Consider the following 23,513-nt stretch of genomic DNA (forward strand, 5'->3'; position numbering starts at 1 on the left):
CCTATTATCAGGCTGCGTCTCAAAGCCTGATGGCCCGCCCCTTCAGGTGGAGCGATGGCAGGCCATGCGTCATCTGTTGACCCTGCCCAAACAGCCGTTGACGGATGTTGGCCTCAGCCGCGACCAAATCCACACCGTTTCCTTCGATGTCCTTGTCGACCCTAGGGGCGAAGCGATCTCAGTCACACCGATCGACGGCGAGCCGGCATACGTCGACAGGGCGCGGAAGAATCTGGGCAAGTTGCGCTTCAAACCCTTCATCAAGGACGGTGCCCCGGTATGGGCGCTGGCCCGCCTGGAGGACTACGTCATCACCCCAGCGCTGCCGGCCAAAGCACGTCCCTTCCCAACGGTAAAGGACCGATCCGGCCTGTCCATTGCCCTGAAGCGGGGTGCCTGCTATGGCCACTGCCCCAGCTACACGGTCGAAATTCGGGGCGACGGCACGGTGAGCTACCAAGGAGAGGTCTACGCCAAGGTTCTCGGGCTGCAAACTGGCATGGCATCGCAGGCTGGCATCGACACACTGCTGTCCATGCTGCGAGCCATGGACTTTTACAATCTGGCCGACCGCTACGCGCGATCGGTCACGGACATGCCCAGTTATTCCGTCACCGTCTCCATCAACGGCCAAAGCAAGACGGTCGTGGACTATGTCGGCAGGGAAGTCGGCATGCCACCGTCCATGACGGCGCTGGAAGAAATGATCGACCATGTCGCCGATACCAGTAAGTGGCTGAATGGCACATCCGAGGATGTCGGGACCCTGCAACAGCAAGGATATGACTTCACGACACCCCAAGCCTCACAGCTCCTCGCCCGGCTGGCTGGCAGCACCAATCTCGAAACGATCCTGGCTTTTGAGGCCGCCGGCGCGACGCTGCGTGATGACAAGGTCAGCCAATGGGCCCTGGGATGGGCCGCCGGCAAAGGTCAAATTGAGGTGGTGGAACATCTGCTGGCGCACGGGGTCGGGGCTGGCAACGCCCAAGCCAGGACGGACGCCTTATATGCCGCGGCGGAGCATGGATGGGTGACCATCGCCGCCAAACTTATTGATGCGGGCGCCGACCCGGGGGGCGTGCAGAAATGGTCTGGCCGGTCTGTAATCACGGCGGCGGCCTGGTCGGGCAAGCCCCAGCTGGTCGAGCTGATTTTGCGCCATCACCCGGATCTGTCATCGCTGTCACAAGCGCTTCCGGAAATGGAAACGTTACGCACGCGGTCGCCCGTAGTGGCGGCGATATTAGCGCCAGCCTTGAATCCAGCTTCATCGGACAATGTCGTTCACATCCTCCACGCCCTGAGCGCGGCCCATGTCAGCATGAATGCCGTCGGTTACGAGGACCCGCTGCAATTGACGGACGACCTGATGGTGGAGCGCGCCTTGTTGGATGGGGGCGCTGATCCCAACCGGCCCAACCAGCAAGGCTATGCGCCCCTGGACACCGTGCGCGATGAGGACAGCGCCCTGCTGCTGATTGAGCGCGGCGCCGATTTCAACCGGCCGGATCCCGAGGGTATCCGCCCCGTGGACCGGGCGGCGGCCTATCCTTGGCCCCACGTCCTGGACCTGATCGCCCGCAAACAAAAGTCCGCACCGGGTGACGACCGTCACTAGACGACTGGTCTAATTGTGCCTATATCGCGCCCATGATTGCCAAGCCCCACAGCATCGACGTGCGCCAGCACATCCTCGACACCGCCCAGCGCATCATCGGCGGCAAGGGGTTCGCCGCGGTTGGGCTGAACGAGATCCTGGGCGCCGCCAACGTGCCCAAGGGGTCGTTCTACCACTACTTCGAGTTCAAGGACGCCTTCGGCACGGCGCTGCTGGAGAGCTATTTCGAGGTGTACCTGGCGGACCTGGACCGGCAGTTGTCGGTGCCGGGTAAGCCGGTGGTCGACCGCATGCTGGCCTACTGGCAGAACTGGATCGATACCCAGGGTGGCTGCGATCCAGAGGGCAAGTGCCTGGCGGTAAAGCTGGGGGCCGAGGTCGCCGATCTGTCGGAGGCGATGCGCGCCGTGCTGGACCGCGGCACCAAGGCCATCATCAGGCGCCTGGGCCAGGCGCTGGAGGACGGCATGGCCGACGGTTCCCTGAAGGTATCCGGCCCTGCCTGCCCCACAGCGGAAACTTTGTACCAGACTTGGCTGGGCGCCAGCCTGATGGCCAAGATTTCCCGCAGCGCCGCCCCGCTGGAGGCCGCCATGCGCGCCACCCGCATGATGCTGCACCTCGACACGCCCTGCAGCACCCCTTCTTAAGGCCCAACCGCAACCCGCCGGCCTGTCGGCGCGCATGACCAGGCCGGCATTGCCGTAACCGAACATCTAGACGACTGGTCTATTCCACCCTGCCCTGATCCTTCCCGACCAATCCTATACCCTTCCCGTTCATTCGGAGTTTCGCATGCCCACCTTGTTCGATCCGCTGAAGATCAAAGACGTCGTGTTACGCAACCGCATCGCCGTGCCGCCGATGTGCCAGTACAGCGCCACCGACGGCCTGCCCAACGACTGGCACCTCAGCCATTATGCCGGCCTGGCCCGGGGCGGCGCCGGCCTGGTGGTGGTGGAGGCCACCGGCGTCGCCCCGGAGGGCCGCATCACCCCGGCCTGCACCGGCCTGTGGAACGACGCGCAGGCCCAGGCCTTCGTGCCCATCGTCCGCGCCATCAAGGCGGCCGGGGCCGTGCCCGGTATCCAGATCGGCCATGCCGGCCGCAAGGCCAGCGCCAACCGTCCCTGGGAAGGGGACGATCACATCGCCGAGGGCGATCCGCGCGGCTGGGACACCATCGCCCCCTCGGCCATTGCCTTCGGCGGCACCCTGCCCAAGGTGCCGAAGGCCATGACCCTGGACGACATCGCCCGGGTGCGCGAGGACTTCGTGGCCGCCGCCAAGCGCGCCCGCGACGCGGGCTTCGAATGGCTGGAACTGCACTTCGCCCACGGCTATCTGGGCCAAAGCTTCTTCAGCCGCGACGCCAACCAGCGCACCGACCAGTACGGCGGCAGTGCGGAGAACCGGGGCCGCTTCCTGGTGGAAACACTGGCCGCCGTGCGCCAGGTGTGGCCGGAGCACCTGCCCCTGACCGCCCGCTTCGGCGTCATCGAGTATGACGGGCGGGATGAGGAGACGCTGGCCGAATCCATCGCCCTGACCCGCCGCTTCCGCCAGGAAGGGCTGGATCTGCTGAGCGTCAGCGTCGGCTTCTCCACGCCCAAGGGCAACGTGCCCTGGGGCCCCGCCTTCCTGGCGCCGGTCGCCGCCCGCGTGCGCAAGGAGGCCGGCATCCCCGTCTCCTCCGCCTGGGGCTTCGCCAATCCCGAGGTCGCCGACCGCGTGGTGCGGGAGGGGCAGTTGGACCAGGTGCTGGTCGGCCGCAATCACCTGGCCAGCCCGCATTGGCCCTACGCCGCCGCTCTCAAGCTGGGCGTGGAACGCCAGGCCTGGGTCCTGCCCGCCCCCTACGCCCACTGGCTGCAACGCTACGCCGTCGAAGCTTAAGGAGAATTCTTAATGACTATTGCATTGATCGCCACCGTCACGCCCAAGCCCGAGGCCGTGGACAAGGTGGAAGCGCTAATGCGCGAACTGACCGGCCACTCGCGGGCAGAGCCGGGCGCCCGCCGCTACGACCTGTTCCGCGGCACCGACGCCACGGTCCGCTTCCATGTGTTCGAGATCTACGCCGACGAGGCGGCCGTCGAGGCCCACCGCACCAGCCCGCACTACACCGCCTTCCGCGCGGCCGTGGGCGACCTGCTGGCCGAAGCGCCGGTGGTGGTTTCCGCCACCCCGGTGGACACGGTGGAATAAGCACCAGGGGATCGCGGCGGCCGGATCTTGGCCGCCGCGATTCCCACCATGCGCCATCAGGGAAATTTTCCGGTAAGATGGCGCCGTCATCGGCGCCACGGCCTCATTCTATGGAAAGCACCCCATGGGCATCACCCTGCAGCACCTGGACGGCCGCTACGCCATCGTCCAATTCCCGCCCGATACCCCCGTCCCCAACTGGTGGGACGGCGAAGGTTTCACCGCCCTGGCCCGGGACGACGAGGAACTGACGCTGATCTGCCGCGAGGAGAGGGTGCCGCAGGACGTGAAGGCCGACCGCGACTGGGTGTGCCTGAAGTTCATCGGCCCCTTCGCCTTCGACCAGGCGGGCATCCTGCTGTCCGTCATCCGCCCGTTGTCGGAGGATGGCATCGGCGTCTTCGTCACCTCCACCTTCAACACCGACCATCTCATGATCCAGGCGGAGAACCGGGACCGCACCCTGTCCCTGCTGAGGGCGGCGGGGCATAGCGTATCATAACATGACACAGTTCCACTTGTTATGTGTATCGTTTCATGATACGTGAATAATCTCAATGAATGACTGGTTGCGATGATTAAAAGCACCAAGGGCAAGATCAGTGAGGCAGTGCTCACGGGCATGTTGACGAAAGGTTTTCCTGCGGACTTGGTGCGCGCGGCGCAGCGGAAATTGGCGATCCTTCACGCGGCGACCACCGTGGACGATCTGCGCGTTCCGCCCGGCAATCGCTTGGAAAAGCTGTCGGGAGACCGTGAAGGCCAGCATTCCATCCGCATCAACGATCAATGGCGCGTGTGTTTCCGCTGGGACGGCCAAGATGCCCATGATGTTGAAATCGTCGATTATCATTGAACGGAGGCACCTGTGACCATCGATCCCCTGATCGCCATGCGCCCCGTCCATCCCGGCGAAGTCCTACGGGAGGAGTTCATGGAGCCCCTGGGCCTGACAGCGGGCAAGATCGCCAAGGCCTGCGGCGTGCCCCGCACACGGATCGAACGGGTGGCGAGCGAACAGACGGACATGACGGCGGATACCGCCCTACGCCTGGCCAAGGCGCTGGGCACCACGGCGCAGTTCTGGCTGAACCTGCAGACCACCCACAACCTGGCCCGCGCCCATCAGAGCGTAGACCTGTCGGCCGTGCAGGTGTTGCACCACGCTGCGGAATAAAAATTTGGCCGGACGCCCTTGCGAGCGCCCGGCCAGTTCACGGTGTTATTCCTTGAACCCTGAAATGGCTCAGACCTCGGCCGTCAATTCCGGCACGGCCTTGAACAGGTCGGCGACCAGGCCGTAGTCGGCGATCTGGAAGATCGGCGCCTCTTCGTCCTTGTTGATGGCGACGATGACCTTGCTGTCCTTCATGCCGGCCAGGTGCTGGATGGCGCCCGAGATGCCCACGGCGATGTACAGTTCCGGCGCCACGATCTTGCCCGTCTGCCCGACCTGGTAGTCGTTGGGCACGAAGCCGGCGTCCACGGCGGCGCGGGATGCGCCGACGGCCGCCCCCAGCTTGTCGGCCAGCGCCTCCAGCAGGGGGAAGTTGTCGCCCGACTGCATGCCCCGCCCGCCCGAGACGATCACCCGGGCGCTGGTCAGCTCCGGACGTTCGGACTTGGAGACCTCCTGGCTCACGAACCTCGACAGGCCGGCGTCGGCCGCACCGGACGCGGCCTCGACGGCGGCGCTGCCGCCCGTGGCGGCTACCGCCTCGAACGCCGTGCCACGCACCGTCGCCACCTTCACCGGGTCCGACGACTGTACCGTGGCGATAGCGTTGCCGGCGTAGATGGGCCGGGTGAAGGTGTCCGGGCTTTCCACCCCGGTGATGTCGCTGACCTGCGCCACATCCAGCAGGGCCGCGATGCGCGGCGCCACGTTCTTGCCGAAGGTGGTGCTGGGGGCCAGCACATGGCTGTAGCCGCCGGCCTTCACCAGCCCCACCACCAGCGGGGCCACGTTCTCCGCCAGGCCATGGGCCAGCTCGGCGGCATCGGCCGTCAGCACCTTGGCAACACCGGCCACCTGGGCGGTCGCGTCGGCGACAGCACCCACGCCCTGGCCCAGCACCAGCACATGCACGTCGCCGCCCAGCTTGGCGGCGGCACCCAGGGTGGTCAGCGTCGGGGCCTTCACGCCCTCGACCGAGGGCTCAGCGATAACAAGAGTTGTCATGGTCAGATCACCCGCGCTTCGGTCTTCAGCTTGGCCACCAGCTCCTGGACGGAGCCCACCTTCACCCCGCCGGCCCGCTTCGGCGGCTCCGCCACCTTCAGCGTCTTCAGCCGCGGCGTCAGGTCCACGCCCAGGCTGGCGGCGTCCACCGTCTCCAGCGGCTTCTTCCTCGCCTTCATGATGTTGGGCAGCGAGGCGTAGCGCGGCTCGTTCAGGCGCAGGTCGGTGGTCACCACCGCCGGCAGCTTGAGCTCCACCGTCTCCAGACCGCCGTCGATCTCACGCGTCACCGCCACAGTACCTTCCGCCGGCACCACCTTGCTGGCGAAGGTGCCCTGGGCCCAGCCCAGCAGCGCCGCCAGCATCTGGCCGGTCTGGTTGGCGTCGTCGTCGATGGCCTGCTTGCCCAGGATGACCAGGCCGGGCTGTTCCTTTTCCACCAACGCCTTCAGCGCCTTGGCCACGCCCAGCGGCTGCGTCTCCACATCCGTTTCCACCAGGATGGCGCGGTCGGCCCCCATGGCCAGCGCCGTGCGCAACGCATCTTGCGCCGCCCCCGGCCCGATGCTCACCACCACGATCTCGGTGGCTTTGCCCGCCTCTTTCAGGCGCACAGCCTCCTCAACCGCGATCTCGTCGAACGGGTTCATCGACATCTTGACGTTGGCCGTCTCCACACCCGTGCCGTCCGCCTTCACGCGAACCTTCACGTTGTAGTCAACGACCCGCTTGACCGCGACCAGCGCTTTCATCGCTCAAGTCCCTCAGAGGTTGCGGGAAATCACCAGCTTCTGGATGTCGCTGGTGCCCTCGTAAATCTGGCAGACGCGCACATCGCGATAGATGCGCTCCACCGGGAAATCATCGACATAGCCATAGCCGCCGAAGGTCTGGATGGCGTCGGAGCAGACACGCTCCGCCATCTCCGAGGCGAACAGCTTGGCCATGGAGGCCTCCTTCAGGCAGGGCTGGCCCACCTGGCGCAGGCTGGCGGCATGCAGCACCAGCTGGCGCGCCGCCTCGATGCGGGTGGCCATGTCCGCCAGGCGGAACGCCACGGCCTGATGCTCGATGATGGCGACGCCCATGCTGGTGCGCTCGCGCGCGTAGTCACGCGCCGCCTCGAACGCCGCCTGGGCCATGCCCACGGACTGGGCGGCGATGCCGATGCGCCCGCCCTCCAGGTTGGCCAGCGCGATGCGATAGCCCTGGCCGGGCTCACCCAGCATGGCTTCATGCGGCACCCGAACATTGTCGAACACGATCTGCGCGGTATCGCTGCAGCGCTGTCCCAGCTTGTGCTCCAGCCGCGCGACGGTATAGCCGGGGGTGTCGGTGGGCACCAGGAAGGCGGAGATGCCCTTCTTGCCGGCGGCCGGATCGGTGACGGCGAAGACCAGGGCCACGCCGGCGTTTTGACCGTTGGTGATGAACTGCTTGGCGCCGTTGATGACCCAATGGTCGCCATCCCGCACGGCGCGGGTCTTGAGCGCGGACGCGTCGGAGCCCGCCTGCGGTTCCGTCAGGCAGAAGGCGCCCAGCGTTTGGCCCGACGCCATGGCGCGCAGGTAGCGTTCCTTCTGCGCCGGGGTGCCGAACGTCAGGATGGGCGCGCAGCCCACGGAGTTGTGCACGCTCATGATGGTGGAAATGGCGCCGTCGCCGGCCGCGATCTCCTCGATCGCCAGGACATAGGACAGGATGTCGGTGCCGGCCCCGCCCCACTCCTCGGGCACCAGCATGCCCATCAGGCCCAACTCGCCCATCGCCTTCAGCTCATCGGCCGGGAAGGCGCTGGTGCGATCGCGTTCCGCCGCCCCGGGCGCCAGCCGCTCACGGGCGAAGGCGCGCGCCATGTCACGCACCATGGCCTGTTCCTCGGTGATCAGCATGGGGGGCGTTTCCTCGTCGCTTATGGGCTCGCTTATGGGCCGGCTTGCCAGCCGCGGCCACACTAGACATGATTGATCCAATCCGAAATGACCAACCGGATCAAATCCGGTGATCGTTTTTGTCAAGCGGCTCGGGTGTCATCGCGTGGACTTGATCCTTCAGGAGAAAAACAGCGTCGCCCCCTATTTCGTGGAGGCGGCGCTGGGCTGCGCCGCCGCGAAGGGTTTGGACGCCGGCCCGCTGCGGCGCAAGGCCGGGCTGGACGGCATTCCCGATGGCGCCCGCGTGCCGGTGGCGACCTACGGCACGCTGCTGCGCCTGGTGGCCCAGGTGACGGATGACGAGTTCTTCGGCCTGGACAGCCGGCGCATGAAGATCGGCACCTTCTCCGTCATCTGCCTGCTGGCCTTGGGCGGCCGCGACCTGGGCCGGGCCCTGGACCTGGCCTGTCGCGGCTACAACAGCGTGTTCGACGGCATCCGGGTGGGCATCCGCCGCCAGGGGCGCCTGGCCTGCCTGGAGATCCGCGCCACGCCGCCGCAACTCCCTTTGGCCCTGTTCGCGCAGGAGACGCTGATGACCTATCTGCACGGCCTGGCTTGCTGGCTGGTGCGCCGGCGCATCCCCATAGCCGCCGCCGACTTCGCCCATCCACCCCCGCCGCATGCGGAGGAATACCGGGTGCTCTACAGTTCCACCCTGCGCTTCGGCCAGGACGCCGCCCGCCTGTGGTTCGACGCGGCCCTGCTGGCCCTGCCGGTGGCGCAGGACGCGCGCTCGGCCGTCACCTTCCTGAACCGCGCGCCGGAGAATTTCCTGGTGCGCTACCGCAACCCCGACAGCTACGCCCGCCGCGTGACCCAACTGCTGGACCGCCAGCCGCCCACCGCCTGGCCGGACTTCGACACCGTGGCCCGCCGCCTGCGCTGTTCCCCCGCCACCCTGCGCCGGGGCCTGCGGCAGGAGGGGCGGCCCTTCCAAACCATCAAGGACGAACTGCGCCGACGGGTGGCGGAAGCGTCGCTGGCGGCGGGGACGGAGCCCATTCCCGAGTTGGCGGCGCGCCTGGGCTTCGCCGAGCCCAGCGCCTTCCACCGCGCCTTCCGCAAATGGACGGACATGGCGCCGGGCGCGTTCCGCGCGGCGAGCGGCAAATACCTCAAATCAGCTTCGGGGCCGCCAGCATCGCCTCGATCTCCAGGGCCGGGACCGGGCGGCTGATGAGGTAGCCCTGCATCTCGTCACAGCGCAGCAGGCGCAGCAGCTTGGCCTGGTCCGCCGTCTCCACCCCCTCCGCCACCACCTTCAGGCCCAGGCTGTGGGCCAACTGGATGATGGTGGAGACGATGGTTGTGTCTTCCGAGCTGGCGTCGATGCTGGAGACGAAGGCCCGGTCGATCTTCAGCGCCGTCAGTGGCAGGCGGGCGATATAGGCCAGCGAGGAATAGCCTGTGCCGAAATCATCGATATAGACCTGCACGCCCATCTCGCGCAGGGCCGCGATCTTGGGGATGCAGGCCTGGATGTCGCGCATCAGCACGCTTTCCGTGATCTCCAGATCCAGGCAGGCGCGTGCCGCCTCGTCCCGGTCCAGGCGAGCCCTCATCCCGTCCACGAAATCGTCGCGCGCCAACTGCAGGGCGGAGACGTTGACGGCGATGCGCGGCGGCTTCAGGCCCTGGGCCCGCCAGCATTGGAAGTCCGTCACCGCCTGGTTCATGACCCAGTCGCCCATGTCGTGGATCAGGCCCAGCTCCTCCACCAGGGGAATGAACTCGGCCGGACCGACGACATCACCCCCAGGCTCGTTCCAGCGGATCAGCGCCTCAAGCCCGGTGACACGGCCGTCGCGCAGATCGATCTTGGGTTGGTAGTGCAGCACATATTGCCGGTTCTCCAGCGCGGTGCGCAGCCGTGTCTCGCGCCGCAGGGCCTGGGCCAGGCGTTTGTTCATGCCGGTGGCGTAGAACAGCAGGCGCTCGCGCGTGTCCTTGGCCTTCTTGAGCGCGATCTCGGCATGGGTGAACAGCGTCTCCCCGTCCTGGGCGTCGTCTGGAAACAGGGCCGCGCCCACGCGGGCGGACAGGCGCAGCTGTTCGCCGCCCGCCTGGATCAGGGTGTCGAAGCAGGGCAGGATCCTCTCCCGCACCAGATGCGCCACGTCGCCCGCGCTTTTCACCTCCGGCACCAGCATGCCGAAGCAGTCGGCGCCGACGCGCCCCAGCGTGTCGGTAAGGGGGGCCGCGGCGGACAGGCGGCGGGCCACCTCGCGCAGCACCTCATCCCCGATGTCCAGGCCCAGGCTGTCGTTGATGCTGCGGAAACGCTCCACATCGACCAGGACCAAGGCCATCAACCGCCGCTTGGCGCGCGCCCGCGCCATGTGCTGCGCCAGGCGGTCAGCGAACAGCCTGCGGTTCGCCAGGCCGGTCAACCCGTCGTACAGCGCCAGGTAGTCCAAGCGCAGGGCCTTGTGCAGATGATCCAGCGCGAAGGAGATGTTGCCCGCCATCTCACGCAGCAGGGCCACCTCCTGCGCGTCGAAGCGATCGGTCTCCATGGCCGACAGGGCCATGACGCCCACGGATGCCCGGTCCACCACCAGGGGTAGCACCAGGGTGGCCATCCCCCCGACACATTCCGCCGCCGCCACCGGCACCTGGTCCGCCAGGGCGGAGGTGACAATGGTGTCCAGCGGGTGGCCCGCCCTTCCCGGCGCCAAATTCGGCTCTATCGGCGAAAGGGCCGCCAAACTCACGCCGTCGGCCGCCACGGGAACCACCCGCCCCTCCGCCACTAGGCCGATCCACGCCTGGTGGAACTGGCCCTGGCCGGTGGCGATGCGGCAGGCGTCGGCGAACAGCTGGTGCTGGTCGTGCACGCGCACGATCAGGCCGTTGATGCCGCTGAGCACCGCGTGGGCGCGGGTCAGGCGGGCGATGCGTTCCTCCAGCCGCAGGCGGTCGGTAACGTCGCGGGTGATGCCCACCAGCCCGGTCCCCTGGCCCTGCTCATCCACCACCGGCGCCACGGTGGCCGACACCCAGCGCTCTCCCCGGCGGCCCACCAGGTCCACCACCGGCTTGCCGGTCTGCAGCACCATGCGCTCCTGCGCCTCGATGGTTTCCGCCCGGACGGGGTCCAGGAAGTCGCCCACCCGCTTGCCCAGGCAGGCCGCCGCGCTCTCCGCCCCCAGCTCGCGGGCGGCCGCGCGGTTGACGCGCTGGAAACGGTGGACGCGGTCCTTGAAGAAAATGGCGTCCGGCATGCTGTCCATCAGGTGGTGCAGCAAGCGCTGTTCCTCCAGCAGGGCGCGGTGCAGCTCGCAATGCTCCACCGCCTTGTCCACCACCCGGCGCAGTTCCTTGGGGTCCCAGGGCTTGGTGATGTAGCCGAAGATCTGGCCCTTGTTCACCGCCGCCACCACGGCGTCCAGGTCGGAATATCCAGTGAACAGGATGCGCGGGGCGTCGGACAATCGGCTGGCGATGCCTAAGAACTCATGGCCGCTGAGGCCCGGCATGCGCTGGTCGGAAATGATGGCGGACAGGTCGGATTCCCGCTCCAGCAACTTCAGCGCCGCCTTGGGCGAGGTCTGCAGCAGGACGCGAAAGTCATCCTCAAGCAGGTCCTCCATGGCCGCCAGCACCTGGGGCTCATCATCGACCACGAGGATGGTTTTCGCGTCCTTGCCTTGGGGCATGGCTACTTTCCCTCCGCCTTTCGCGCCAGCGTGACCAGTCGGGCGGCGATCTCGTCCGGCTTCAGCACGGCGGTGGCGCCACCCAGCGCGATGGCGGCCCCTGGCATGCCGTGGACGATGCTGCTTTCCTTGTCCTGCGCGAAGGTCACCGCCCCCGCGTCGCGCATCTCGCGCAGTTCCGCGGCGCCGTCCACCCCCATGCCGGACAGCAGCACGCCGACGGCGCGGGCCCCGTGCACCCGGGTGACGGAGCGGAAGAAATGCGACACCGCTGGCCGGGCGCTGTTTTCCGGCGCGCCGTGGTCCAGCTTGACGGTCCCGTCCATGCCGAGGCCCATGTGGGCGTTGTCGGGCGCCAAGTAGAAATGGCCGGGGCGCGGCACGTCGCCCGCCTTGGCCACCCGCACCGGCAGGACGGAGCCACTGGCCAGCCAATCGGCGAAACCGCCCACGAAGCCGGGGGAGATGTGCTGCACCGCCAGCAGCGGGATGGGAAAGTCCGCCGGCAGGCCCGCCAGGATGGCCTGCAAGGCCACGGGGCCGCCGGTGGACGCGCCGATGGCGATGACGGCCGGCCGCGTGCCGGTCGGCAGAGCGGCCTCCGGCATGGGGCGGGCCACAGGTTCACGCGGCAGCCTGGACGGGCTGGCCCAGCGCCGTACCACCTTGACCTCGGCCATCAGGCGCACGGTCTGCGCCAGTTCCGCCGCCTCGATGGCCTGGCGGGGATGGCCCACGCCCACGGGGCGGTGGACGAAGGCCACGGCGCCGGCGTCCAGGGCGCGGAAGGTGGCCGCCACATGGTCGCTCATGGTGCTGCTGACCACCACGATGGGACAGGGGGTCTCCTCCATGATGCGGCGGGTGGCGGCCAGACCGCCCAGGCGCGGCATGTGGATGTCCATCGTCACCACGTCGGGACGATGGCGTGCCACCGCCTCCACCGCCTGCAAGCCGTCGACAGCGATCGCCACCACCTCGATGTCGGGTTCTCCCGACAAGATGGAGACCAGGTATTCACGCAGCGTGGGTGAGTCTTCGGCGACAACGACCCGGATCATTAGAGGCTTTCCTTAGACCAAATGACTGACGATTTGCAGCAGGTTGCCCTGGTCGAAACTGTCCTTGACCAGGTAGGCGTTGGCACCGGCATCGATTCCCCGTTCCTTGTCCTCCCGCGAACCCAGCGAGGTGATCAGCACCACGGGCAGCTCCGCCAGCTTGGGGTTGCCGCGCACCTTGGTGGTCAACTCGAAGCCGCCCATGCGCGGCATTTCCACATCCGACACCAGCAGATCGAAGTCGTCCCCGCCTGTCAGGGCGGCCCAGGCGTCCACCCCGTCCACCGCGGTGCGCACCTGATAGCCCGCCGCCTCCAGCAGGTTCTTGAACAGCGTGCGTGCGGTGATGCTGTCCTCCGCAATCAATATGGACTTTTTCCGCGACACGGCCACCGTCGGCCGCGCCGTCGTGGACGCCTGGGCGGCGCCGGCCAGCAGGTCGGGGACGTTCAGGATCAGCGCCACCTCACCCGTGGCCAGCACGCTGGCGCCGGTGACGTAAGGCGCCCGGGCCAGCTGCGGGCCCAGGCTTTTCATCAGCACCTCCTGCTCATCGCGCACCCGGTCGACGATGAAGGCGATGGCCTGGCCGCCCCGGCTGAGCACCGCCACGGTATGGTGGCTGGGCGGTGCCTGGTTGCCGCGGGCGGGGGTCAGGCCCAGCACGTCGCCCAGACGCACCAGGCCCACCGTGCGGCCGTCCAGCACCACCGTCTCGCGGTTCTCCACGGTGGCGACGGCGCCCAGCGCCACGCGCGCCACCCGTTCCACACCGCCGGTGGGCAGGATGAAACAGGCGCCCTCCACCTCCACCAGCACCCCGCGGAAACTGGCCAGCGTCACCGGCAGGCGGATGCGGAAGACGGTGCCCAGGCCCACGGTTGATTCCACGGCCAAGCTGCCGCCCAGCCGTTCCACTTTCTCCTGCACGATGGGCAGGCCCAGGCCCCGGCCGGACACATCCGTCAGCAGGCCGCTGGTCGACAGGCCGGACCGGAAGGCCAGGGCCCTGGCCGCATCGTCGTCCAACGCGGCGGCGGCCTCCACCGACATCAGGCCCTGTTCGACCGCGGCATGACGCAGGCGGGTCACGTCGAAACCGCCGCCATCGTCGGCGATGGCGATCTCCGCCCGGCCGGCCTCGGTCTGGGCGACGGTGATGGCCAGCGCGCCCCGGGGGGCCTTGCCCTTGGCCTCGCGCGCGCCAGGCGCCTCAATGCCGTGGGCGATGGCGTTGCGCACCAGGTGCAGCAGCGCGTCCTTCATTTCCTCCTGGATGCGGCGGTCGATCTCCAGATCCCCGCCGCGGATGACCAGCTCAACCTCCTTGCCCTCCCCCCGGGCCAGATCCCGCACCAGGGGGGCCATGGGGTCCAGCAGGGTCGAGACCGGCACCATCAGCACCTGCTTGGCCTCATCCAGCAGGCTGTCCAGCATCTTGCCCAGGATGCGCAGATCCTGCCGCCCGGCGTTGGCCAGCTGGGCGATGCGACCGGACAGCCAGCGCAGGGTGTCGCCCTGCTGCTTCAGCAGGCGGGCGGCGGGGCTGTCGTCGGCCTCCTCCAGCCGGCGGCGGGCACGCTCATGCGAGCGCACGCGCTCCGCCACTTCCGACGCCAGTCCCCCCAGGTCGGCGACCTGACGGCCAGCGGCCAGGCGGGCGGAGACCAACTCCTCCGCATGGCGCAGCAGGGTGTCCACCTTGGACGTGGCGATGCGCAGGGTGGGTCGGCTGCCCACCCGCGGGGCGTCCGGCACCGGGGCCTCCGTCCCTGGGAAGTCGACCGCCGGCGCCTCCTCCGCCCGCCCCACCACCGGTTCCGGTTTCGGGGGCGCTGGAGCGGCGGGAGCCGTGGTCCCGGGCGCCGACGGCTCCCGCCCCTCGGCATAGGCGTCCAGCGCCGCCACCAGCGCGTCCTGGTCGGGGCCGGCCATGACGCTACCGTCCAGCAGGCCGCGCACCCGGGCGTAGCCCTGGTGCAGCAGGTCCATGCCCCCGGGCGTGAGCGCCCGCCGCCCGCCCTTCAGCGCCGCGAAGACGCTCTCCATGGCGTGGCACACGCCCACCACCGCGCCCAGGTTCACCGCCCGGGCGGCCCCCTTGAGGGTGTGCACCTCGCGGAAAGTGGTCTCCACCAGCTCCTGCGCGCGCTCACGCGGGGGCGACTGCTCCAGGGCCAACAGTCCGGCGGCGATGGCGGAGAGATGCTCCTCCGCCTCCACCTCGAACATGGCCAGCAGCCTTTTCAGGAGCTGATCGTCCGACTGGCTCATGCGCCGGTCCTCAGGCCTGGTACTGGCCGGTGATGGTCTTCAGCTTGTGCCCCAGCTCGTTCAGGTTCTGCGCGGCGGTCTCGGCTTGCTTGGTGGCGTTCATGTTCTGCATGCTGGCCTGCTTGATGTTCTCCATGGCCAGCGCCACCTGGTCGATGCCCACCTGCTGCTGCTGGTTGGATGCGGCGATCTGGGTGGCGGCCTGGGTCGCCACGGCGATGCTCTGGGCCAGTCGGTCGATCGCCTCGCCCGCCGCCACCGACTGCTTCACGCCGGTGTCCACCGCCTTGCTGCCCTGTTCGGCGGCCAGCACGGCCGTGGCCGTCGCCTTCTGGATGTCACCCAGGATGGAGCGCACCTGCGTGGTGGCCTGCTTGGACTGTTCGGCCAGGCTGCGCACCTCCTGCGCCACCACGACGAAGCCCTTGCCCTGCTCGCCGGCCCGCGCCGCCTCGATGGCGGCGTTCACGGCCAGCAGGTTGGACTGTTCAGCCAGGTCATTCACCGTGGCCACGATCTCGCCGATGGCCTGGCTCTGCTCGCTCAGTTGCATGACCGCCTCGGCGATGGCCATGATCTGCTCGCGCACCTTGGTGATGCCCTCGATGGACTGCTCCACCGCCTGCTTGCCGTTCTGGGAGATCTGGGCCGTGTTCTGCGCCGTCTGCGAGACGTAAAGCGCCTTCTCGCTGGACACCTGCGAGGTCTTCTTCACCTCCTCCATCGTGGCGCTGGTCTGGGCCAGGGCGGTCGCCGTCTCGGCGGCGCTGGCCGCCACCTGGGCGGTGATGGTGACGATCTGGCTGGACGCGGTGCCCAGCACGCTGGTGCCCTCGCGCAGGTCACGCATCAGCTGGCGCAGGTTGGTGGCCATGCCATGGAAGGTGCGGCCCAGGATGCCCACCTCGTCGCCCCGGTCGCCAACCTCGATGGTGCCGGCCACCGTCAGGTCGCCGCCACCGATGCGCTCGGCCGTGGTGGTGATGGTGCGCAGGGGCGTGGCGATGTTGCGGCCCAGGAACAGGCCCGCCACCACCACGAACACGGCGGCGATCAGCGTGCCGACGGCGATGACCAGCACCGCGCTCTCGGCGCTGGCCGCCGCCGCCGCGTCACGCACGCGCAGCAGTTCGCCTTCGCCCGCCTGCATGGTGGCGACGATGCGACGGATGTCGTCCATCGACTGCTTGCCCCGGTCGCTCAGCACCGCGGCGCGCGCCGGATCGAAGCCCTGCAGGCGGCGCAGGTCGATGGTGTCCTTCAGCTCCGCCGTCTTCTCCTTCATGGGGCCGCGCAGGCGTTCCAGGTTCTGCTGCTGCACCGGGTTGTCCAGGGTCAGCGTCGCCACCGCCTGCAGCGCCTGCTCCATGGTGTTCAGGCCCTGGCGATAGGGTTCCAGGTAGCGGTCCTCACCGGTGATGAGATAGCCGCGCTGGCCCGTTTCCATGTCCTGCAGGGCGGAGAGCAGGCTGATCAGTTTGGCCTGCACCTCATAGGAATGGGAGCGCAACATGGTGGTTTCCGTCAGCTGGCGGATGTTGCCGTACGAGGTGGCGGCCACCACGAGAAGAATGAACAGGACGCTGCACAAGCAGATCCAGATTTTCATTCCGACAGAGTACTTCATGACCGGCGCTCCCGAGGGGCTGTGCGTGGACGGTGGACTGGTTTTGGAGATAGGCGGGCGATTGGTGCGGCTCAGCCCGGACGGGCGGCGGGACCGCCCACGACGATGAGATCGGGATCGGCCAGCAGGCGCTGGGCATCCAGCAGGGCCAGATGGGGCGGCAGGACGCCGGCGAGGTAATGGCGCTGGCGCCCGGTGACGACGCTGGGCGGCGCCTGCAGCCGGGCGCGCGGGGTCCGCGAGACGCCGACGATGGAGGTGACCAGCAAGCCCAGCGCGCCGCCGCCCTGGCCGGGCGCCTGCGCCTGGCCCAGCACGACGACGCGGCGCAGATCGGCGGGCGGAACCGGGCCCAAATCCAGCAGACGGCCCAGGTGGACCAGGGGCAGCACCTGGCCCCGCACGGTGGTCAGGCCGGCGATGAAGGGTGGCGCCTTGGGCACGGCGGTCAGGCCATTGAGGGCCAGCACCTCCACCACGGCGGCGGTCTCGAAGCCATAGCGCTCCTGTCCCACCGTGAATTCCATGAATTCCAGGATGTCGCCGGCGTCTTCCAGCACCGGGGGCTTGGCCAGTTCCAGCCCGCGCCGGTGCAGGATGCGCCGCGTCGTCTCCTCATCCGGCACCCAGCCGCGTTCCAGCGACGCCGCCCAGCCGGCCAGGCGGCGGTGGACGTCCTCCCAGTCGATGCTCCGCCCCCCGGCAACCCGCTCCACGGCCATGCCTTAGAACTCCCCCCCCATGACCTGGCCGAGCGCCGCGTGGGCATGGGCGGCGACGTCCATCAGCCGGCCCACGGTCATGCCCTCCAGATCCGGCAGGATTTCCTCCGGCCGGTGCCCTTCCAGCAGACCCATGACGTTGCGGTAGTGCTTGCGCGCGTCCCCGGTGCGGCCCTCGCTGCGGGCCAGGTTGGCCATCGCCAGATGCGTGGCGATGGAGTGCGGCGCCAGGAACAGCGCGCGCTGCAGCGAGGCGGCCGCGGCCGCTGCGTCACCCCGTTCCTGCTGGATCATGGCCAGCAGGTGGTGCGCCTCGGCGCTCACCCGGTTGTGGTCCAGCACCCCCTGGCACCAGTGCGCGGCCTCCGCCAGATGGCCCTGGTTGGCATAACTGCGGGCCAGCAGCAGCATGGCGGCGGCGTCCGCCGGCCCCAGGGCCAGTCGCGCCTCCAGCTGTTCCACGACCTCGCCATAGCGCCCCTGGTCGTAAAGGGAGCGGCAATGGTCGAGGCTGGGGACGGACGGCTTCACGGCGGCCATCGCCGGAGGCGCCACCGGTGGCGCCTCCGGCGGCGTGGGCGGCGGCGGTATGGGGAAATGGTGGGTGACCGGCGCGTGGGGCATGGCGCGCGGCGGCACCGGCAGCTTGCGATAGACCGTGGCGCCCTCGAAGGGCACGAAGGTCAGCGGCGCGAACATGGGGGGGGCGCCATCGACGGAACTGGGCAGCAGCCAGCCGTTGTCCACCAGCGACCGCGCCAGCCGCCGCACCACGCGGTTCGCCTGCTCCCCGTTGAAGTACATCAGGACGTTGCGGCAGAGGATGACGTCCATGGCGTTGGTGTTGCTCTCCAACGCCGGATAGGGGTCGTCCACCAAGTTGTGGTAGGAGAAGGTGACCATGCGCGCGATATCGGGGCTGATGCGATAGCGCCCATCCGGCAGGGCGGTGAAATAGCGGGCGCGCATGGCCGGGTCGACGCCGCGGAAGGACCACTCGCCATAGATGCCCTCCGCCGCGCGCCTGAGGAAGCGGGGGTTGATATCGGTGGCCAGCAGGGTGATGGTCCAGCGGACGCGGTCGGGCAACAGCGTGTCCAGCAGCATGGCCAGGCTGTACGCCTCCTCCCCCGTGCAGCAGGCCGCGCTCCAGATACGCAAGGCCAGCAGCCCATGCGCGCGCCGCTCGGCGATCAGGTCGGGCAGGATCTTCTGGCCCAGGGCCTCGAAGCTCTTGGGCTCGCGGAAGAAATAGGTCTCCCCCACCGTCAGCTGGCCGGCCAGGGCCTCCAGCTGAACGCGGTCGGGGGCGCCCGCGGTCAACCAATGCTGCACGGCCGCCAGCGTGCTGGGATAGCCCAGCTCCGCCGCCGCCCGTTCCAGTCCGCGTTCCATGTCGGTCCAGCGGTCGGCCGGGAAATACAGCCCGATACTGGCGCTCAGCCGGTCCGACATGGCGGCCAGCAGGGTGTCCGGCAGGGTGCGGCTCATCCACCGCCTCCTTCGGACCCGTCCTTGGCCGCCAGCGCCTGGTCTAGCTGTTCCTCCTCAGCCGCCGACAGGAAGCGGTCCAGATCGTGGATCAGCAACAGGCCGTCCGACAGGCGCGCCACGCCGACGATGGCGTCATCCGCCCCCGGCACCACTCCCTGGGTCGACACCCAGTCGACCGGCGCGCCGGCCACCGTGCCCACCACGCTGTCAACCAGCAGGACGACGGTGCGGCGCAGGCCGCGCGCCACGATCATATGGTCGCTCAGCGATAGGGGGCGGCTGTCCAGGCCGAAGCGGCGGCGCACGTCCATGACCGGCACCACCTGGCCCTGCAGGTTGATGACGCCCCGTACCAAGCCCGGCGCGCCCGGTAAGGGAGTCACCGCCACGGCCCGCACCGCCCGCTCCACCATGGCCAGCGGCAGGCCGTAGGCCTGGCCCCCCAGGTCGAAGCGCAGAAGAAAGGCGCCGGCGCCACCCGCCGCGGCGACGCCGGAGGTCGGGCCCCGGTCAGCCATGGATATCGCCTTCTTCGGCCGGCAGGCCCACCGTGGCGGCGGTGTGCAGCAGCTTTTCCAGATCGACGGGCTTGCTGAGGAAGACCTCCAGCCCCACGGCGCGGCATCGCTCCCGCTCCTCCGCCGTGACACCGGCGGTCAGCACAACCAGCGGCGGCAGTGGCCGGTCGGACGTGCGCGGCAGGGCGCGGATGCGGGTCGTGGCCTCCAGCCCGCCCATGACCGGCATGTGCATGTCCATGAACACCAGGTCGTAGGTGCCCTTGTCCACCGCCTCCACGGCGGCGGCGCCGTTGTCCACGACCTCCACCTCATGCCCCACGCCGCGCAGGATGGTGGACACCAGGATCTGGGTGGAGCGGTCGTCCTCCACCAGCAGGATTCGGCGGCCGCCCCTGGAACGCCCCGGCGCCGTCTCGGTCGGCCGATCGGCGTCCGGCGGCAGGGTCGCCGCTTCCTCCGCCGGCACGGCCAACGGCAGTTCGAACCAGAAGCGGCTGCCCCGGTCCGGCGTGCTCTCCACCCCGATGCGCCCGTCCATGTGTTCCACCAGGCGGCGGCAGATGGCTAGGCCCAGCCCCGTGCCACCGAAGCGGCGGGCCGTGGTTTCATCCACCTGGCTGAATTCCTCGAACAGGCCGGACAGCCGCTCCGGCGGGATGCCGATGCCGGTGTCGGCCACGGACACCCGCAGGCGCGACGGCTCCCCCCCTGGCCGACGGGCGGCGGCAGGACTTCCGCCGTCAGGCTGACGCTGCCGGCCGGGGTGAACTTCACGGCGTTGGTCAGGAGGTTCAGCATCACCTGGCGCAGCCGGGTGGGATCGCCCATGATCTTGGCCGGCAGGGCGCTGGTCACGACGGAGCTGAACGCCAGCCCCTTGCCGGTGGCCGAAGGGCGGACCAGGGCGATGCAGTCGTCCACCAGGGTGCGGAAATCCAGCGGCAGGTTCTCCAGGGTCAGGCGCCCGGCCTCGATCTTGGACAGGTCCAGGATGTCGTCCAGCAGGCCCAGCAGGGTGCGCCCCGCCTCCGCCTGCAAGGTCAGCAGGCGGTGCCATTCGCCGGGGCTGACACCGCCGCGCAGCAGCAATTCGGAGAAACCGATGACGCCCGTCAGCGGGGTGCGCAGCTCGTGCGCCACGGTGGCCAGGTAGCGCGACTTGGCCTCGTTCGCCATGTCGGCGGCCTTGCGCGCGGCCAGCAGATCGCGGGCCGTGGCCGCCAGGTCCTCCGTCCGCTCCGCCACCCGGCGCTCCAGCGTGGCGTGCGCCTCGCTCAAGGCTTGCTCCGCCTCCTTGGCGGCGGTGATGTCGCGGGCGATGGTGACCAGCCCCTCGATCGCCCCCTCGCTGTCCCTGAAGGTGGAACGCACGACCGAGTACCAGCGCCGGCGCGCCGGCGCGTCGCCCGACGCTGGGATCTCCTGCAGGGTGTCGGTGACGGTGATGCCGTCCTCCAAGGCGGCCTGGTCGGCCGCTTCGCGGCGATGCGCCCCCTCGGCCCCGATCTCCTCGTCCGTGCGGCCGATCAGGTCGTCGGGGTCGTCCACACCCAGGGCCTTGGCATGGGCCACGTTGCTGCGCATGTAGCGCAGGTTCTTGTCCTTGAAGGAGATGGGGTCCGGCACGCTGTTCATCAGGTGCGACAGCAGCCGCCGCTCCTCCGCCAGGGCGCGGCGCACGGCGCAATGTTCCGCCGCCTCGCGAATCAGGCGGCGCAGCCTGTCTGGGGTCCACGGCTTGGGCAGGTAGCCGAAAATCTGGCCGGCGTTGACGGCGGCGCCCAGGGCGTCGATGTCGGTGTAGCCGGTGATCAGCACACGGGTGGCGTCCGACAACTCCCGCGCCCAGCGCAGGAACTCGTGGCCGGTGACGCCCGGCATGCGCTGATCGGAAATAATGACCAGGGGGGCGATGTCGTCCCCCTCCAGCATGGCCCGCGCCCTCAGCGGCGACGTGCTGGTCAGGACGTTGAACTCATCCTCCAGCGCGTCGGTCACCGCCATCAGCACCTCCGGCTCGTCGTCGACCACCATGACGGTGGGCAGCTCTTGGCCGATCATCATGCACTCCCCGGCGTCGCATGCGCCGTTTGCGCAGGAGCGGGCAGGGGCGGCGCTTCGGCGGACGCCCCGTCCATGGGGATCTCGATCACCACCTCCGTACCCCGCCCCTCTTCACTATGGAATTCCAGCCGCCCCCGGTGACGTTGGATGATGCTATAGGAAATCGAAAGGCCAAGACCAGTCCCTGACCCGACCGGCTTGGTGGTGAAGAACGGTTCGCAGACGCGGTCGCGGATGGATGCCGGGATGCCGTGGCCCGTATCGCGGACGGACAGGTGGAACATCGCCCCGTTTTGGCTGGTTTCCAGGGTGATGGTGCCCGTCCCTTCGATGGCGTCGATGGCGTTGCCCACCACATTCATCAGCACCTGGTTCAGCGGTCCCGGCTGGCAGGTGATGCGCTTGGGCCCCTGGTACTTCCGCGCCACCGTGATTCGGTCGGACAGCTTGTGCTGCAACAGGGTCAGCACCGACTCCAGGCTGTCCTCGATCTCCACCTCCTTCACCTCCGCCTCGTCCAGGCGGGAGAAGGTGCGCAGCTTCACCACCAGGTTCTCCACCCGGTCGATGCCCAGGCGCATGGCGTCCAGGCGCTGGCGCATCTTGTCCAGGTCGCGGGCGCCCTTGTCCGACAGGTGTCCCCGCACCTCCGGCGTAATGGTCTCCAGGCAGCGCAGCACCGTGCCCAAATGGTTGCCGACGAAGGCCAGCGGGTTGTTCAGTTCATGCGCGATGCCGGCCACCAGCGCGCCCAGGGACGCCATCTTGGCCGCCTGCACCAGCTGTGACTGCGTGCCCTGCAGCTCGCGGTAGGCCTCGGCCAGCTCGGCGTGCGACCGCTCCAGCGCCTCGGTCATGGCGGCGCGTTCCTGGGCGATGCGGCGTTCGTCGCGCGTGCGCTCCAGCTCCAGTTCCTTATCCCGGAATTCGCTGCTGATGCGCAGGTTCTCCTCATGCAGGAACTTGCGGCGCAGCAGGGCCCGGATGCGGGCCTTCAGGATCTCGCTTTCGCCGGCCTTGCCCACGAAGTCGTCGGCCCCCGCCTCCAGGCCGCGCATCATGTCCTCCTTGTTGTCGCGGGAGGTCAGGATGACGATCTGGAACAGGCGGTCGTGCTGGCGGCGCATCTGGTCCAGGTGCTGGCACAGCTCCGTGCCGCTCATCTCGGGCATGACCAGGTCGACCACGACACAGTCGAACTTCTCCTCCGCCATGCGGGCCAGCGCTTCGCGCCCGCTGGAGACGCCGATCACCTCGTGCCCATCCTCCTGCAACTGGGCGGTGATGAAGAACAGATAGGTGGGGCTGTCGTCCACCACCAGCAGGCGGCTCTGGCGGATGTCGACCGGCGCCTGCGCCGCCGGCGCCGTCGTCTTGCGCAGCAGGGCGCCCACCCGGCTCAGCAGGATGTCGATGTCGACCGACTTGGGCACGTAGGCGTCGGCGCCGCTGTCATAGCCCTGGCGTTCCCGATCGGCGGCATGGCTGTCGGTCAGCATCAGGACGGACAGGCCGCGGGTGCGTATGTCCATGCGCACTCGGCGCACGAACTCATCCCCATTCATGCGCGGCAGGTGGAAGTCCACCATGGCCAGGTCCGGCATTTCCCGGCCCAGCTGCTCCAGCGCGCTTTCGGCATCGCCGCAGACCGTGACGGACCAGCCCTGGCGTTCCAGCGTCATCTGCAGTTGCAGGGCCTGGGTCGGCAAATCCTCGACCAGCAGGATGCGATGCGCGGAAACGCCCATCATGGGACGACCCAGCCCGCCGCCACCCGCGCGGCGATGCCTTGATGATCCATCATTTCCGTCTCCAGGCCGGAACCCACCACGCACTGCCTTTTCCGGAACGTCCCCCGTTCCACTTTGGTTAACGGCGAAAGTGCCGGTTTCTCAAACCGTTTTCCACCATCCCGTGAGGAAGGGGGAACGGTGGCGCGTGGCCGCCCCCCTGTCGACTGACGCGTCATGGGTACCCCGTGCGGGAGAGCCTGCGGGGCCGGTGATTTGGGCGGCCTTTGGCATTTCAGGATCATAGGCGGCGGGGGCGATCCATGCCCGCGCTCATCCGCATAGATTTCCACCAAAGGGTTTACAAACCCAACGATGCGCCCCCAAACAGCGAAGGCGGCGGCGACAGCCCG

General features: G+C 68.6%; 21 protein-coding genes. 8 read left to right on the forward strand and 13 right to left on the reverse strand.

The genetic code is table 11. The annotated features are described in order from the left end of the window. Positions 1-64 precede the first annotated feature (64 nt). The 7 genes from UAA55_RS09705 (at position 65) to UAA55_RS09735 (ending at position 5,006) form a co-directional block, all read left to right on the forward strand. Positions 65-1,621: a DUF6438 domain-containing protein gene (locus UAA55_RS09705; protein ID WP_322952490.1), complete on the forward strand. Its 1,557-nt coding sequence runs from the start codon at positions 65-67 to the stop codon at positions 1,619-1,621. A 32-nt stretch (positions 1,622-1,653) separates the two neighbouring features. Beyond that, positions 1,654-2,271 carry a TetR/AcrR family transcriptional regulator gene (locus tag UAA55_RS09710; RefSeq protein ID WP_322952491.1) on the forward strand — a complete coding sequence of 206 codons (618 nt, stop codon included), beginning with the start codon at positions 1,654-1,656 and terminating at the stop codon, positions 2,269-2,271. A 145-nt stretch (positions 2,272-2,416) separates the two neighbouring features. Further along, on the forward strand, positions 2,417-3,517 hold the full coding sequence (locus UAA55_RS09715; RefSeq protein WP_322952492.1) for an NADH:flavin oxidoreductase/NADH oxidase: 1,101 nt from the start codon (positions 2,417-2,419) through the stop codon (positions 3,515-3,517). 12 nt (positions 3,518-3,529) lie between these two features. Beyond that, positions 3,530-3,829 (forward strand): putative quinol monooxygenase, encoded by a 300-nt coding sequence (locus UAA55_RS09720; protein WP_322952493.1) that lies wholly within the window; start codon positions 3,530-3,532, stop codon positions 3,827-3,829. A 124-nt stretch (positions 3,830-3,953) separates the two neighbouring features. Next, positions 3,954-4,331: an ACT domain-containing protein gene (locus tag UAA55_RS09725; protein ID WP_322952494.1), complete on the forward strand. Its 378-nt coding sequence runs from the start codon at positions 3,954-3,956 to the stop codon at positions 4,329-4,331. Between the two features lie 72 nt (positions 4,332-4,403). Further along, positions 4,404-4,685: a type II toxin-antitoxin system RelE/ParE family toxin gene (locus UAA55_RS09730; protein ID WP_322952495.1), complete on the forward strand. Its 282-nt coding sequence runs from the start codon at positions 4,404-4,406 to the stop codon at positions 4,683-4,685. A 12-nt stretch (positions 4,686-4,697) separates the two neighbouring features. Beyond that, the gene (locus UAA55_RS09735; RefSeq protein WP_322952496.1) at positions 4,698-5,006 is read left to right on the forward strand and encodes a HigA family addiction module antitoxin; all 309 of its coding nucleotides are present in this window, start codon (positions 4,698-4,700) and stop codon (positions 5,004-5,006) included. A 69-nt stretch (positions 5,007-5,075) separates the two neighbouring features. Here UAA55_RS09735 and UAA55_RS09740 read toward each other — a convergent pair whose 3' ends face one another. From UAA55_RS09740 to UAA55_RS09750, 3 genes are read right to left on the reverse strand one after another with little or no spacing between them, the layout of a single operon-like run. Beyond that, a complete protein-coding gene (locus UAA55_RS09740; protein ID WP_322952497.1) occupies positions 5,076-6,011 on the reverse strand; it encodes an electron transfer flavoprotein subunit alpha/FixB family protein in 936 nt (311 codons plus the stop codon). Between the two features lie 2 nt (positions 6,012-6,013). After that, on the reverse strand, positions 6,014-6,763 hold the full coding sequence (locus UAA55_RS09745; RefSeq protein ID WP_322952498.1) for an electron transfer flavoprotein subunit beta/FixA family protein: 750 nt from the start codon (positions 6,761-6,763) through the stop codon (positions 6,014-6,016). A 12-nt stretch (positions 6,764-6,775) separates the two neighbouring features. Next, positions 6,776-7,903 carry an acyl-CoA dehydrogenase gene (locus UAA55_RS09750; protein ID WP_322952499.1) on the reverse strand — a complete coding sequence of 376 codons (1,128 nt, stop codon included), beginning with the start codon at positions 7,901-7,903 and terminating at the stop codon, positions 6,776-6,778. A gap of 145 nt (positions 7,904-8,048) precedes the next feature. On the opposite strand from UAA55_RS09750, the gene UAA55_RS09755 reads away from it, so the two are divergent. Next, entirely contained in the window at positions 8,049-9,125 is a 1,077-nt protein-coding gene (locus tag UAA55_RS09755; RefSeq protein ID WP_322952501.1) for an AraC family transcriptional regulator, read from the forward strand. Here the strand turns inward: UAA55_RS09755 and UAA55_RS09760 are convergent. The 10 genes from UAA55_RS09760 to UAA55_RS09805 form a co-directional block, all read right to left on the reverse strand. Then, on the reverse strand, positions 9,064-11,607 hold the full coding sequence (locus tag UAA55_RS09760) for an EAL domain-containing protein (RefSeq protein ID WP_322952502.1): 2,544 nt from the start codon (positions 11,605-11,607) through the stop codon (positions 9,064-9,066). The two genes, UAA55_RS09755 and UAA55_RS09760, sit on opposite strands and share 62 nt — an antisense overlap. A 2-nt stretch (positions 11,608-11,609) precedes the next feature. Continuing rightward, positions 11,610-12,668 (reverse strand): chemotaxis-specific protein-glutamate methyltransferase CheB, encoded by a 1,059-nt coding sequence (gene cheB, locus UAA55_RS09765; RefSeq protein WP_322952503.1) that lies wholly within the window; start codon positions 12,666-12,668, stop codon positions 11,610-11,612. Between the two features lie 12 nt (positions 12,669-12,680). Further along, a complete protein-coding gene (locus tag UAA55_RS09770) occupies positions 12,681-14,942 on the reverse strand; it encodes a hybrid sensor histidine kinase/response regulator (protein ID WP_322952504.1) in 2,262 nt (753 codons plus the stop codon). 10 nt (positions 14,943-14,952) lie between these two features. Beyond that, positions 14,953-16,569, reverse strand: a complete 1,617-nt coding sequence (locus UAA55_RS09775) for a methyl-accepting chemotaxis protein (protein WP_322952505.1) — start codon at positions 16,567-16,569, stop codon at positions 14,953-14,955. A gap of 71 nt (positions 16,570-16,640) precedes the next feature. Beyond that, positions 16,641-17,291: a chemotaxis protein CheW gene (locus UAA55_RS09780; protein WP_322952506.1), complete on the reverse strand. Its 651-nt coding sequence runs from the start codon at positions 17,289-17,291 to the stop codon at positions 16,641-16,643. 3 nt (positions 17,292-17,294) lie between these two features. Next, on the reverse strand, positions 17,295-18,782 hold the full coding sequence (locus UAA55_RS09785; RefSeq protein ID WP_322952507.1) for a CheR family methyltransferase: 1,488 nt from the start codon (positions 18,780-18,782) through the stop codon (positions 17,295-17,297). After that, positions 18,779-19,303 carry a chemotaxis protein CheW gene (locus UAA55_RS09790; RefSeq protein ID WP_322952508.1) on the reverse strand — a complete coding sequence of 175 codons (525 nt, stop codon included), beginning with the start codon at positions 19,301-19,303 and terminating at the stop codon, positions 18,779-18,781. Before UAA55_RS09790 ends, UAA55_RS09785 begins: the two co-directional genes overlap by 4 nt. Next, positions 19,296-19,985, reverse strand: a complete 690-nt coding sequence (locus UAA55_RS09795; RefSeq protein ID WP_322954434.1) for an ATP-binding response regulator — start codon at positions 19,983-19,985, stop codon at positions 19,296-19,298. Before UAA55_RS09795 ends, UAA55_RS09790 begins: the two co-directional genes overlap by 8 nt. Further along, on the reverse strand, positions 19,871-21,370 hold the full coding sequence (locus UAA55_RS09800) for a histidine kinase dimerization/phospho-acceptor domain-containing protein (protein ID WP_322952509.1): 1,500 nt from the start codon (positions 21,368-21,370) through the stop codon (positions 19,871-19,873). Before UAA55_RS09800 ends, UAA55_RS09795 begins: the two co-directional genes overlap by 115 nt. Next, a complete protein-coding gene (locus UAA55_RS09805) occupies positions 21,367-23,121 on the reverse strand; it encodes a response regulator (protein WP_322952510.1) in 1,755 nt (584 codons plus the stop codon). The genes UAA55_RS09800 and UAA55_RS09805 overlap by 4 nt, the downstream gene beginning before the upstream one ends. Between the last annotated feature and the right edge of the window lie 392 nt (positions 23,122-23,513).

This window comes from Nitrospirillum guanabarense, assembly GCF_034653355.1.
GTDB lineage: Bacteria > Pseudomonadota > Alphaproteobacteria > Azospirillales > Azospirillaceae > Nitrospirillum.

What these genes read in the sequence shown, in the direction of transcription:
- UAA55_RS09705 (WP_322952490.1), top strand. Translation starts at nt 65, where the DNA reads ATGCGTCATCTGTTGACCCTGCCCAAACAGCCGTTGACGGATGTTGGC.
- UAA55_RS09710 (WP_322952491.1), top strand. Translation starts at nt 1,654, where the DNA reads ATGATTGCCAAGCCCCACAGCATCGACGTGCGCCAGCACATCCTCGAC.
- UAA55_RS09715 (WP_322952492.1), top strand. Translation starts at nt 2,417, where the DNA reads ATGCCCACCTTGTTCGATCCGCTGAAGATCAAAGACGTCGTGTTACGC.
- UAA55_RS09720 (WP_322952493.1), top strand. Translation starts at nt 3,530, where the DNA reads ATGACTATTGCATTGATCGCCACCGTCACGCCCAAGCCCGAGGCCGTG.
- UAA55_RS09725 (WP_322952494.1), top strand. Translation starts at nt 3,954, where the DNA reads ATGGGCATCACCCTGCAGCACCTGGACGGCCGCTACGCCATCGTCCAA.
- UAA55_RS09730 (WP_322952495.1), top strand. Translation starts at nt 4,404, where the DNA reads ATGATTAAAAGCACCAAGGGCAAGATCAGTGAGGCAGTGCTCACGGGC.
- UAA55_RS09740 (WP_322952497.1), bottom strand. Translation starts at nt 6,011, where the DNA reads ATGACAACTCTTGTTATCGCTGAGCCCTCGGTCGAGGGCGTGAAGGCC.
- UAA55_RS09745 (WP_322952498.1), bottom strand. Translation starts at nt 6,763, where the DNA reads ATGAAAGCGCTGGTCGCGGTCAAGCGGGTCGTTGACTACAACGTGAAG.
- UAA55_RS09750 (WP_322952499.1), bottom strand. Translation starts at nt 7,903, where the DNA reads ATGCTGATCACCGAGGAACAGGCCATGGTGCGTGACATGGCGCGCGCC.
- UAA55_RS09760 (WP_322952502.1), bottom strand. Translation starts at nt 11,607, where the DNA reads ATGCCCCAAGGCAAGGACGCGAAAACCATCCTCGTGGTCGATGATGAG.
- cheB (WP_322952503.1), bottom strand. Translation starts at nt 12,668, where the DNA reads ATGATCCGGGTCGTTGTCGCCGAAGACTCACCCACGCTGCGTGAATAC.
- UAA55_RS09770 (WP_322952504.1), bottom strand. Translation starts at nt 14,942, where the DNA reads ATGAGCCAGTCGGACGATCAGCTCCTGAAAAGGCTGCTGGCCATGTTC.
- UAA55_RS09775 (WP_322952505.1), bottom strand. Translation starts at nt 16,569, where the DNA reads ATGAAGTACTCTGTCGGAATGAAAATCTGGATCTGCTTGTGCAGCGTC.
- UAA55_RS09780 (WP_322952506.1), bottom strand. Translation starts at nt 17,291, where the DNA reads ATGGCCGTGGAGCGGGTTGCCGGGGGGCGGAGCATCGACTGGGAGGAC.
- UAA55_RS09785 (WP_322952507.1), bottom strand. Translation starts at nt 18,782, where the DNA reads ATGAGCCGCACCCTGCCGGACACCCTGCTGGCCGCCATGTCGGACCGG.
- UAA55_RS09790 (WP_322952508.1), bottom strand. Translation starts at nt 19,303, where the DNA reads ATGGCTGACCGGGGCCCGACCTCCGGCGTCGCCGCGGCGGGTGGCGCC.
- UAA55_RS09800 (WP_322952509.1), bottom strand. Translation starts at nt 21,370, where the DNA reads ATGATGATCGGCCAAGAGCTGCCCACCGTCATGGTGGTCGACGACGAG.
- UAA55_RS09805 (WP_322952510.1), bottom strand. Translation starts at nt 23,121, where the DNA reads ATGATGGGCGTTTCCGCGCATCGCATCCTGCTGGTCGAGGATTTGCCG.